Origin of the sequence: Microlunatus elymi (genome assembly GCF_007362775.1) — a bacterium.
GTDB classification, from domain to species: Bacteria; Actinomycetota; Actinomycetes; order Propionibacteriales; family Propionibacteriaceae; genus Microlunatus; species Microlunatus elymi.
Map to the genome: position 1 here is coordinate 2529311 of NZ_CP041692.1, position 10898 is coordinate 2540208.

Here is a 10898-nt window from a genome sequence, read left to right on the forward strand (position 1 = left end):
TGCAGCACCCGGCGACCTACAGCGCGGTCATCCCGCCGTCCACCCGGAAGATCGACCCGGTGGCGTACGAAGACTCGTCGCTGGCCAGGAAGACCATCACGCCGACCACGTCCTCGGCCCGGCCCGGACGGCCCAGCGGGATCCGTGAGGTGATCGCCGCACGTTCGGCCGGATCGCCTGAGATCGCTGTCACCAAAGGGGTTTCAGTGTACCCGGGGACCACCGTGTTGACTCGGATGCCCCGATCGGCGTACGCGGCCGCGACGGCCCGGCCGAGGCCGTGGATGCCGGCCTTGGACGAGCTGTACGCGGTGAAGTCCCTGCCCTCACCGTTCAGCCCGGTCGGGCTGCCGGTGAGGATGATCGAGCCACCGCCACGAGGCAGCATGGTGCGGACCGCCTGCCGTACGGTCAGGAAGGTGCCGGTCAGGTTGATGTCGATGGTCTTTCGCCAGATCTCCAGCGACGCGTCGGCGATCGGCGCGTCCTGGCCGAACAGTTGCACCCCGGCGTTGGCCACCACCACATCGGGCGCCCAGCCATCGTTGATCAACTTCTCGAAACCCTCGACCACGCTGGCTTCGTCGCTGATGTCCAATGCGAGGTTGCGGGCCCGATCATGATCACCGGCCGCAGTGGTGGCGGCCTGATGATCACGATCGGAGTAGACCACCCGAGCACCCTCGGTGACGAACCGATCGGCGATAGCTCGGCCGATGCCCGAACCCGCTCCGGTGACCAGGATTGTCTTGTGCTGCAGGCGATCCGTCATGGCAGTCGACCTTACCGACGGACCGCGTCGATCTTGAGCATCTTGGCGATCACCGAGTCCAGCTCGCTGTCGTCGAAGATCTTCTTCCAGTCGTCCTTGATGATCGACTCGCGGCCGTAGCCCATCGCGATATGGCAGGCGTCGGAGAACGGATTCGATCCGCGCAGCCCGTTGGTCAGCGCGATCCAGGTGTGGCCCCACAGGATCGCCCGGGCGGCCTCGCGGGGAACGCCGACGGTGTTGACCGTTTCCTCCAGTGCCTCGTGCAGGAAGTCGCCGATCATGCAGGCGATGGTCTCGACCAGGGTCGGCTCCAACACCGCGAGCTGCTTCACGGTGACCCAGTGCACCGCGATCACCGGCGCGTAGATCGTGGAGATGACGGCCTCGGCGATCGCCCGGATCTCGTCGTCGTCCTCCTCCAGGGCGGCGACAACCTCTTGTGGGGCGGCGATTCCGCCGAAGGTGTCGTCCCACTCCTCCTTGCTGGTCCGCTCCAGGAACACCGACGGATGACACGGGTGGGCAACGGCGTAATGCACGTCGTCGCGCTGCGCCAGCAGACCGGCATAGGCGGCCGCCGGATCCAGGGTGAGCAGGATCGCGCCCGACTTCAGCCGCGGCACGACCGCCTCGGATACCTTGCCCAGAACGACATCCGGCACTGCCAGGATGACCACGTCGGCGGCCTGCACCGCCTGGTCGGTCGGGGTGATCTCCCGGCCGAGCGCCTTGATCGCTTCCTGGCCGGCAGCCGAGTTCTCGCTGTAGAGAGTGTGGTAATCGCTCTTGGCCAGGTTGTTGGAGACCCGGGTGCCCATCTTGCCGCCGGCGCCGATCACGGCGACGGTGAGTGCTGGGGCGGTGGTGTCAGTCATGCTGCTTGCTCCTCAGATAGGTGATGGTGTCGTTGGTCCAGGTTTCTTCGGTCCGTACGGTGGCTGCGGGATCTCCCTGCCAGGGCAGCCAGAACTCGATGATCTGGTTGATCCTGCGCCGGTCGGGTTCGATCAGCTCTCGGATGCCGTCGTAGTCCAGGCGGCCGGTGCCGATCGGGACGCCGGAGTAGTGGAAGCCGACCCAGCCGGGGGATCGGGTGAAGTCGAAATCCTTGACGTGCCAGTTCCTCACGTACGGTGCGCAGCGTCGGGTGACGTCGTCGGGCAGTTCGAGGTTGGCCACCGTGTTGGCGGGATCGAGCACGATCCCCAGCGACGGTGAGTCGATCTTCTCGATCACCTCGATCAGCGCCGCAGTGGGGACCTGTTCGTAGGTCTCCAACGCCAGCGTGACGCCGGCTTTTTCGTAGGCCGGCAGCACCGCCCGCAGCCGGCGTTCGGTCTCCGCCGCGTCGGGTCGATCGTCGCCTGCGGTCCACATCGAACGGACAAGTTTCGCCTCCAGCCGGGTTGCGATCTGCAGGTGGCGGTGCAGCTGATCTTCGTCGGTGCCCTTGGTGCCGACCTCGAGCTCGATGCCGAGATCTGTTGCCAGCTTGAGGATCTCGTCCAGTCGTTGATCGGTCGCGGTGGTCAGCGGATCGTGATCGCAGATCTGGAACAGATGCAGGTCGTGTGCCGCCGTGTCCCGCAATGCGTCGTCCAACGAGATCGGCTGGTCGACCTGATCCGACATCCGCCAGAAGTAGGCGTAGGTTCCGGTTCCGATCATGAGCCGAGCTCCTCGGCCGTGGACGGCGCCGACTGCGGCGCCTGCTGGGCCTGCGGTGTCCGGCGAGCCAGCAGGGTGATCAGGACCGCCGACAACACCATGAAGAAGCCGACGATGATCATCGGCACCTGGTAGCCGCCGGTCCAATCATGCACACCACCGGTGACGTACGGGGCGGCGAAGCCGGCGATGTTGCCGACAGTGTTGATCAAGGCGACCCCAGCGGCGGCGCCGGCACCGGACAGGAACCGGGTCGGCAGCGTCCAGAAGTTCGGCAGTGCGGCGAAGATCGACATCGCCGTGATCGAGATCACCGCGACGGTCGCGGCCAAGGAGCCGGCGAACAGGGCCAGCGGGATGCTGACGCCGCCGACCAGGGCCGGGATTGCGATGTGCCAGGTGCGCAGTCCGCGCCGGGTGGCGTCCCGAGTCCAGAACCACAAGGCGATCGCGGCCGGCACGTACGGGATGGCGGTGATCAGTCCCTGGGTCAGGGTGCCGATCTCGACGTGGTACTGATCCTGGAAGCCGTTGATGATCGTCGGCAGGAAGAACGACAGCGCGTACAGGCCGTAGATGAAACCGAAGTAGACCAGGCAGAGCACCCAGACCCGGCCGGACCCGAACGCGGCCCGCAGGCCGCCCTTGGCCTTCTGCTCCGGCTGTTTGGCGGCCTCCTCGCGGGCCAGCGACTGCTCCAGCCAGGACCGTTCCGGGCCGGTGAGCCAGCCGGCGTCGGCGGGCTTGTCCTTGAGGTAGAACCAGCACACCACACCGATGATGATCGCCGGGATCGAGACGCCGAGGAACATGAATCGCCAGCCGGCCAGGCCGAGTGCCCCGTGTTGCTGCAGCAGCAGTCCGGCCAACGGAGCGCCGATCACGCTGGTCAGCGGCTGGGCCAGATAGAACAACGCCAGGATGCGACCGCGGTAGGCCGCCGGCACCCAGCTGGACAGGAACAGGATCGCGCCGGGGAAGAAACCGGCCTCGGCCACGCCGAGCAGGAATCGCAGTGCGACCAGCTGCGGGAAGTTCTGCACCCAGACGAACAGCAGCGACACGATGCCCCAGGAGACCATGATCCGGGCCAGCCAGCGGCGCGCTCCGTAGCGATGCAGAGCGAGGTTGGAGGGGACCTCCAAGATGATGTAGCCGATGAAGAAGACACCGGAGGCGAGGCCGAACTGAGCCGCGGTCAGCCCGAGGTCCTGCTCCATCCCGTTCGGTGCCGCGAAGGAGATCGCGGTCCGGTCGAGGAAGTTGATGAAGAACATCAGCGCGACGAACGGCACGATCCGGATCGAGATCTTGCGGATGGCGCTGCGCTCGGGGGACGGACGGCCCGGAGGCGGGATGGTGTCCACGACGACTCCTGGGAATTGATGCTTGGCGACCGGCGATCCGTACGGATCGCCGGTGCGATTCATCCTGCACCCGTCGCCCTGAAGCTGTCAACCGGTTGACCAATTCGTATCCGCCCAACCGGTTGACCAATGCTAGGGTTGCGGCCATCACAGGCCCCCCGACAGGAGCATGGCTGTGGCTGCCGAGAGCTGGAATGCACCGTCGCGACGCCGGCGCGTGATCATCAACACCGACGCCAAGAACGAGGCGGATGATCAGTTCGCCATCGTGCACGGGGTGTTGACGCCGATGTTCGATCTGCGCGGCCTGATCGCCGCCCACTTCGGCACCCGGCGGACCGACCGCAGCATGCAGGAGTCGCGGGCGGAGATCGATCTGCTGCTCGAGTTGCTCGGCCGTACGGGCCAGGTGCCGGTCGCCGACGGCGCGCCCTCGGCCATCCCTGATGAGTCCACGCCGGCCGAATCACCCGGCGCCCGGATGATCATCGAGGAGAGCAAGCTGGCCGGTCCCGGCGATCCGCTGTACGTGGCCTTTCTCGGCCCGTTGACCGACCTGGCCTCGGCGATCCTGCTCGATCCCGAGCTGCGACAGCGGAACGTGGTGGTGATCTGGATCGGCGGGTTCGGCTATCGCGAGCAGCCGTCGGGCGACCGGATCGAGTTCAACCTGTCCAACGACATCGCCGCGGCCAACGTGGTCTTCGATTCGGGCATCACCGTCTGGCAGGTGCCGTCCTCGGTCTACACCAAGGTCTCGGTCGGGTACGCGGAGTTGTCCGAACGCATCGGCGGCACCAGCAAACTCGCCGACTACTTGATCACGCAACTGGTGGAGTGGAACGCGACGCACCACGCCGAGCCGATCGAATCCCGCTCGCTCGGGGACTCGCCGGCGATCGGCCTGATGATGTTCCCGCTGAGCGGCCAGTTCCGCACCGTGCCGGCGCCACGGTTCGGATCCAACGGCGCCTATCTGGCCGGCTCCGGCCACCCCGTCAAGGTCTGCGAATTCGTGGACGTTCGCTTCCTGCTCGAAGACATGTTCGCCAAGATCCGTCGCTTCGGACGCGAGCACGACCCCCTAATCTGAGCGTCATGTCTCCCGCATTCTCCGACGACGATCCGGCCGGCATCCAGCTGGAGTTGAACGCCGTACCCGCCGGTTCACCGTCGGCCGTGGTGGCCCGTCAACTGTTGGAGTTGCTGACCTCCGGCGATCTTGCGCCCGGCTCCCGGCTGCCACCCGAGCGGACGCTGGCCGAACGGCTCGGAGTCGGACGCTCGGCAGTCCGTGAAGCCCTTGCCTCATTGGAGATTCTCGGCATCGTCCAGGTCCGGCCGGGGTCCGGCACCTACCTGCAGGGCGGTGCGTCGGAGCTGCTGCCCAAGACGCTGAGCTGGGGGCTGATGCTGGCCGCCTCGCGGACCGATGACCTGCTCGAGTTGCGTTCCAGCCTGGAGGCCACGGCGGCCGAGTCGGCAGCCGCCCGGGCAAGCCAGGATGATCTTCAGGCCCAGGCGAAGTATCTGGACCGGATGAAGGCGAATCTTGACTCGCCGGACGACTTCATCGAGGCCGACATCCGATTCCATGCCTCCATCGCGCACGCCGCCGGCAACGAGGTCCTGGCCGACCTGCTGCAGACCATCCGATCCCTGCTGCAGTTGTGGACCCGGCGCGGACTGTCCACCCGGGACCAGGCCGAGGACGCCTACCGCGAGCACTTGATCATCCATCAGGCGATCGAGAGCGGGAGTGCCCGCAAGGCCGCAGCCGCGATGCGCAAACACATGTTGACCGCCAGCCGGCGGGTGCGCTCGACGGAGGACGCGTGATCGGAAACCCCAAGATCAACATCGGCCCGGTCGGCGAGGACCTGAGCCGGCTCTGGCGGGATGATCAACCAGCCGATCGCCCGGTCAGCTGTGGCCAGTGGCAATTGGCCCTGCGGGGCAGCGAACTGGCCGACCTCCGTTTTTCCGGCCGGACCGTGCTGCGGGCGATTCGATTCGTCATCCGAGATCACGACTGGCGCACCGCCGACGACGGCTCGGTCAGCGTCGCTTCTGCCGGCGACAACACGCTGGTTCTCAACGTACGCAGCCGTTTCGGCCGACGCGACGTGATGGACTGGACCCTCACCGCGACCTTCGAGGAAGCGACCCTTCGGGTGCACGCCGCCGCAACCGCGTTGGTGCCGTTCCGGCGGAACCGGATCGGTCTGATCATGCTGCAGCAGCCGTCACAGGCCGGCAGCGCGTTGGAGATCATCCATCCCGACGACACCACGACCGAGACCCAGTTCCCGTCCCAGGTCGCGCCACATCAGCCGGCCCGCGACGTCACCGGATATCGCTGGCAGGCAGCCGGGATCGACTGCTCGGCACAGTTCGCCGGCGACGTCTTCGAGATGGAGGATCAGCGGAACTGGACCGACGCCTCGTACAAGACCTACTCAACCCCGCTGGATCAGCCGTTCCCGGTGGACCTGCCGGCGGGTGCGCGCGTGGAGCAGGCACTCCAGCTGCACTGCACGGCGACGGGCGCCGTGGAAGAGTCCGCTGATCGGTTGTTGATCATGCCCACGACCACGACGCTGCCGACGCTGCAGCTCGGTGCCTGCACTGCGCCGACCGTGCCCACGGTTGCGGGGATGCCCGTGCTGGTGGAGATCCCGGCGGACGAGCCGCGGTGGCGCGATGTCCTGCGGCGAGCTGCTGCCGAAGCGGATGACGGAACACTGGACATCCGGATCGTGGCGGCGGAGGCGTCGCAGATCCGGCCGGTGGTCGAGGAGTTGGCCCGCAATCCTGCGATGGCCGGCGTGGCCAGGATCGGCGTCTACTCCCGAGCCACGAGCCTCAGTGATGCGCCGCTGATCGAGGAACTGCGCGGCGCCCTGAATGATCAAGGTCAGGCCGTCGAGCTGGTCGGCGGGACCAGGGCCCACTTCACCGAACTGAATCGGCATGTGGAGGAGTTCGACGATCTGCTCGGCGCGCTCACCTTCAGCGTGACTCCGCAGATGCACGATCGCAGCCGCGCACAGGTGTTGGAATCCCTGCCGGTACAGCGAATCGTTGCCGAGCAGGCCGTGCGTCTCGCCGGCGACCGCGGTGTTCACATCGGACCGGTGACGTTGCGCCCCCGGTTCAACGCCGTCGCCAGCACACCCTTCGTACCCGATGATCATGAAACCGCCGACGACGGATACGGACCGCAGACCGTGCCGGAGGCCACCGATCCGCGGCAGGACTCGATTGCACTGGCCGGCTGGACGATCGCGAGCATCGCCGCACTGGCGATTCCCGGCGTGCTGAGCCTGACGCTGTACGAGACCGCGGGCCCGCGCGGGATCCGCCGTGACGACGGATCCCTGACGCCCGCCGGTCAGGTGATCGACTGGCTGAGCCGGGCCGGTGTGCTACAGGACCCGATGGGGTTGCAGTTGATCACCGGCCGGTGCGGCGTGATTGCGCAGCAGTACGAAGCCGGTGTCCAATTCGTGATCGGCAACCTCACCGCCGAGCAGGCCGTGATCAACATCGGCGATGCCCGCGCCCGGCTTGTTGATCATCTCGGGCCGGCGTCGCAGACCATGATCACCGACGGCGTCGAACTGCGGATCGATGGTTATGGCAGCGTCCGGGTGATCATTGACCGACCGATCATGGAGTGATCATGCGCAGAAACCCCGGCACCGTGACGATGCCGGGGTTTCTGGTGAAGCGGGAGATCAAGATCAGATCGCGTGAACTTGATCAGCCTGCGGACCCTTCGGGCCCTGGGTGGTCTGGAACTCCACCCGCTGGCCCTCGTCGAGGGTCCGGAATCCGGTGGACTCGATCGCGCTGTAGTGCACGAATACGTCCGGGCCGCCGCCGTCCACGGCAATGAAGCCGTAGCCCTTTTCGGCATTGAACCACTTGACGGTTCCCTGCGCCATGAACACATCTCCTAGCATCTTGCATCTGAAACCGCACCTCACGGCTCCAGCGCTGCCGGACGCTCGCCGCGCCCACGCAAAAGTCACCGGGCGTAGCACTTACCACGACACAGAGCACTTGCAACAGCACGCCTAGCCTGTCACAAGTTGGCAGAGCTGGGAACCCCGGACCAGGATGCGTATCCCGACGGTGATCATTCGCCGGATCCGTCGGATGCACTCGGTCCGCGCCAGCGTGCTCGTTTCATGATCACCCGATCGCCGCGGATCGGCGCTCCCTCGGCGCGTAACTGTTGCAGAGCGCGAACCTCCAGCCCGTCGGCCGGTCGCCCGTCGGCCCGGACGACCCGCCACCAGCAGACGGCGCCGCCGTAGTGCGACATCACGCTGCCGATCTGGCGAGGTCCGCCGCTGCCCACGTACTCGGCCAGGTCGCCGTAGCTGGCCACCTGGCCGGGCGGAATCAACTCGACCGCGCTGAGCACGGCCTCGACGAAGTCCTCACGCACCGGCCTATCCTCGCATCGGGTGCGGCAGAAGGGACCACTGATCGCTCGTCTAGATTGGTGCGACGTGGGAGAAGGTTTGAGCACGCAGTCCGCGGCGCCGTTGCTGATCAGGGTGACCGGCCGGGACCGGCCGCGGGTGGTGCACGACCTGCTCGGGCTGCTGGACGGCGCCGGCGCCGCGGTCGAGGACATGGAGCAGCTGGTCGTTCGCGAACAACTCACCCTGGATGTGCTGGCCCGGCTGGACCGCGCCGACTCCGGCCTGATCCGCGACATCCTCTACTGGGGTCACACCGAGGGCTTGTCGGTCGATTTCGAGCAGGTCGAGGCCACCTCGCAGCGGGCCCGGTTGCCGCGGCATGCGGTCACCGTGCTCGGCGAGCAGCTCACCCCGGCCGGCCTGGCCGCGGTGTCCGGCGTGGTGGCAGACACCGGCGGCAATATCGACCGGATCGTCCGGCTGGCGACCGAGCCGGTGATCGCGTACGACTTCTCGGTGATCGCCGGCGACGTGGCCGAACTGAGGCGCCGGCTGCTGCAGGTGGCCCGTGATCATCAGGTCGACATCGCCGTCCAGGCAGGCGGACTGGAACGCCGTGCCAAGCGGCTGGTGGTGATGGACGTCGACTCGACCTTGATCAGGAACGAGATGATCGATCTGCTGGCCGAGGAGGCCGGCTGCTCGGATCAGGTGGGCGCGATCACCGAACGGGCCATGCGGGGTGAACTCGACTTCGAGGGTTCGCTGCGGGAGCGGGTCCGTTTGCTGAAAGGGCTCGACGGCGAGGCGATCGAGCGCGTCCGCGGCCGGATCCGGCTCACCCCGGGAGCCCGAACCTTCGTACGTACGTTGAAAAGGCTCGGCTACGCGGTCGCCATCGTCAGCGGCGGCTTCACCGTCTTCACCGACTGGCTGCAAGATCAACTCGATCTTGATCACGCCTACGCCAACACCATCGAGATCGTCGACGGACGGCTCACCGGTGAGATCATCGGAGCCGTCGTCGACCGCGCCGGCAAGGCCGAGCTACTGGGCCGGATCGCCGCTGCCGAAGGGGTTCCGCTGTCGCAGACGGTGGCCATCGGCGACGGCGCCAATGATCTTGACATGCTCTCGGTGGCGGGGATGGGGATCGCATTCAACGCCAAACCCGCGGTTCGCGATCAGGCCGAGGTGACCGTCTCGGTGCCGTATCTGGATGCGATCCTGTTCATGCTCGGGCTACGCGGCAGCGATGTCGATCATGGCGAACTCGCCGCCGGGACACGGGAGTGACGATGCGACTCGCACTGGCACAGGTGATCAGCTCCGGCGACAAGTCCGCCAACTTGGCGATGGTCGAAGATCAGCTCGGCCGGGCTGCCGACGCCGGAGCCGAGTTGGTGATCTTCCCCGAGGCGACGATGTGTGCGTTCGGGAACCGGCTGGACACCATCGCCGAGCCGTTGGACGGGCCGTGGGTGACCGGGCTGACCCGGGTGGCGAATCGGCATCGGCTCACCGCTGTGGCGGGCGTCTTCACACCCGGCGGAGAACGTGGACCGGACGGCCGCCAGAAGGTGATCAACACTCTGGTGGCGACGGGTCCCGGCGGCGTTTCCTGCTATCGCAAGATCCACCTGTTCGACGCGTTCGGATTCGCCGAGTCGGACAGCGTCGTGCCGGGCCGTGACCCGGTGATCATCGACGTCGGTGGCGTCCGGGTCGGACTGACGATCTGTTACGACGTGCGTTTCCCGGGGCTCTACACCACGCTGGCCGAGCGCGGTGCCGAATTGATCGTGGTCTCCGCATCCTGGGGTGCCGGACCGACCAAGATCGAACAGTGGCAGCTGCTCACCCAGGCCCGCGCGCTGGACAGCACCTGCTTCGTCGCCGCCGTCGGCCAGGCCGATCCGGCCACCCGCGGGATCAGACCCCGAGGCAGTGCACCGACCGGCGTCGGTTACAGCGCGGTGATCGACCCGACCGGTTCGGCGATCGCCGGCGCCGGCGCCGAACCGGAACTGCTGGTGGCCGACATCGATCCGTCCCGCGTGCCCGAGGTCCGCAAGAGCATTCCGGTGCTGGCGAATCGCAAATTCTGAGTCTCGGCGGTAGCTGCCCCGATAGGGTCGGGCGGGTGCACTTCTCCGACTACGACACCCGGTTGGCCGCGTACGCGGTGATCGTCGACGATTCGACCGGCACCGATCGGATCCTGCTCAGCTGGTTCAACGGCGGCAGGAACGGCCGGGCCCGGCAATGCTGGTCGTTGCCCGGCGGCGGAGTCGAGTACGAGGAGAGCATCGAGCAGGCCATCGTGCGTGAGGCCAAGGAGGAGACCGGCTACGACGTCGAGCTCGGTCTGCCGTTGACCACCAGCACCTTCACCACCCGGGATCCCGGCCGGCGGCCGTACAAGGCGGTTCGGATCCTCTACACCGCAGCCGTGACCGGCGGCACCGTGGGCACGCTGGAGGTCGGCGGCACCACCGATCGAGCCGATTGGCTGCCGATCGACAAGGTCGTCGACGAACCACACGCCGACATCGTCGCGATCGGCATCGACGCCTGGCAACAGCTCGCGCGCTGACCCGGGCCGGTGGTCGGCGCCCCGACTGTCGGTGGCGGATGTTGCAATAGCCC

12 protein-coding genes are annotated in these 10898 nt (G+C 66.9%); 6 read left to right on the top strand and 6 right to left on the bottom strand.

What is annotated here, in order from left to right; all coding sequences use genetic code 11:
- Positions 1-16: 16 nt before the first annotated feature.
- Genes FOE78_RS11430 through FOE78_RS11445 form a run of 4 tightly spaced genes read right to left on the bottom strand, consistent with a single transcriptional unit; the run spans position 17 to position 3873 of the window.
- The gene (locus FOE78_RS11430) at positions 17-772 is read right to left on the bottom strand and encodes an SDR family NAD(P)-dependent oxidoreductase (protein ID WP_143986398.1); all 756 of its coding nucleotides are present in this window, start codon (positions 770-772) and stop codon (positions 17-19) included.
- A gap of 11 nt (positions 773-783) precedes the next feature.
- A complete protein-coding gene (locus FOE78_RS11435) occupies positions 784-1650 on the bottom strand; it encodes a phosphogluconate dehydrogenase C-terminal domain-containing protein (RefSeq protein WP_143986399.1) in 867 nt (288 codons plus the stop codon).
- Entirely contained in the window at positions 1643-2443 is an 801-nt protein-coding gene (locus tag FOE78_RS11440; protein WP_143986400.1) for a sugar phosphate isomerase/epimerase family protein, read from the bottom strand. The genes FOE78_RS11435 and FOE78_RS11440 overlap by 8 nt, the downstream gene beginning before the upstream one ends.
- Positions 2440-3873, bottom strand: a complete 1434-nt coding sequence (locus FOE78_RS11445) for an MFS transporter (protein WP_143986401.1) — start codon at positions 3871-3873, stop codon at positions 2440-2442. The genes FOE78_RS11440 and FOE78_RS11445 overlap by 4 nt, the downstream gene beginning before the upstream one ends.
- A 112-nt stretch (positions 3874-3985) precedes the next feature.
- Between FOE78_RS11445 and FOE78_RS11450 the strand changes: the two genes are divergently transcribed.
- From FOE78_RS11450 to FOE78_RS11460, 3 genes are read left to right on the top strand one after another with little or no spacing between them, the layout of a single operon-like run.
- Complete coding sequence (locus FOE78_RS11450) at positions 3986-4903, top strand: nucleoside hydrolase (RefSeq protein ID WP_228266163.1); 918 nt, start codon at positions 3986-3988, stop codon at positions 4901-4903.
- Positions 4904-4908: 5 nt separating this feature from the next.
- Positions 4909-5649, top strand: a complete 741-nt coding sequence (locus FOE78_RS11455; RefSeq protein ID WP_143986403.1) for a FadR/GntR family transcriptional regulator — start codon at positions 4909-4911, stop codon at positions 5647-5649.
- Positions 5646-7493 carry a hypothetical protein gene (locus FOE78_RS11460; RefSeq protein ID WP_143986404.1) on the top strand — a complete coding sequence of 616 codons (1848 nt, stop codon included), beginning with the start codon at positions 5646-5648 and terminating at the stop codon, positions 7491-7493. The genes FOE78_RS11455 and FOE78_RS11460 overlap by 4 nt, the downstream gene beginning before the upstream one ends.
- Positions 7494-7556: 63 nt before the next feature.
- On the opposite strand, the gene FOE78_RS11465 is transcribed toward FOE78_RS11460, so the two are convergent.
- Complete coding sequence (locus tag FOE78_RS11465) at positions 7557-7760, bottom strand: cold-shock protein (protein ID WP_091413209.1); 204 nt, start codon at positions 7758-7760, stop codon at positions 7557-7559.
- 194 nt (positions 7761-7954) lie between these two features.
- Positions 7955-8269 carry an MGMT family protein gene (locus tag FOE78_RS24155; RefSeq protein ID WP_228266164.1) on the bottom strand — a complete coding sequence of 105 codons (315 nt, stop codon included), beginning with the start codon at positions 8267-8269 and terminating at the stop codon, positions 7955-7957.
- Between the two features lie 64 nt (positions 8270-8333).
- On the opposite strand from FOE78_RS24155, the gene serB reads away from it, so the two are divergent.
- Genes serB through FOE78_RS11485 form a run of 3 tightly spaced genes read left to right on the top strand, consistent with a single transcriptional unit; the run spans position 8334 to position 10845 of the window.
- A complete protein-coding gene (serB, locus tag FOE78_RS11475; protein WP_228266165.1) occupies positions 8334-9545 on the top strand; it encodes a phosphoserine phosphatase SerB in 1212 nt (403 codons plus the stop codon).
- Between the two features lie 2 nt (positions 9546-9547).
- A complete protein-coding gene (locus FOE78_RS11480) occupies positions 9548-10357 on the top strand; it encodes a carbon-nitrogen hydrolase family protein (protein WP_143986407.1) in 810 nt (269 codons plus the stop codon).
- 35 nt (positions 10358-10392) lie between these two features.
- A complete protein-coding gene (locus FOE78_RS11485; protein WP_143986408.1) occupies positions 10393-10845 on the top strand; it encodes an NUDIX hydrolase in 453 nt (150 codons plus the stop codon).
- The last annotated feature ends 53 nt before the right edge of the window (positions 10846-10898 follow it).

Coding starts and splice junctions, on each gene's coding strand:
- FOE78_RS11430 (WP_143986398.1), bottom strand. CDS start 772: ATGACGGATCGCCTGCAGCACAAGACAATCCTGGTCACCGGAGCGGGT.
- FOE78_RS11435 (WP_143986399.1), bottom strand. CDS start 1,650: ATGACTGACACCACCGCCCCAGCACTCACCGTCGCCGTGATCGGCGCC.
- FOE78_RS11440 (WP_143986400.1), bottom strand. CDS start 2,443: ATGATCGGAACCGGAACCTACGCCTACTTCTGGCGGATGTCGGATCAG.
- FOE78_RS11445 (WP_143986401.1), bottom strand. CDS start 3,873: ATGAATCGCACCGGCGATCCGTACGGATCGCCGGTCGCCAAGCATCAA.
- FOE78_RS11455 (WP_143986403.1), top strand. CDS start 4,909: ATGTCTCCCGCATTCTCCGACGACGATCCGGCCGGCATCCAGCTGGAG.
- FOE78_RS11465 (WP_091413209.1), bottom strand. CDS start 7,760: ATGGCGCAGGGAACCGTCAAGTGGTTCAATGCCGAAAAGGGCTACGGC.
- FOE78_RS11480 (WP_143986407.1), top strand. CDS start 9,548: ATGCGACTCGCACTGGCACAGGTGATCAGCTCCGGCGACAAGTCCGCC.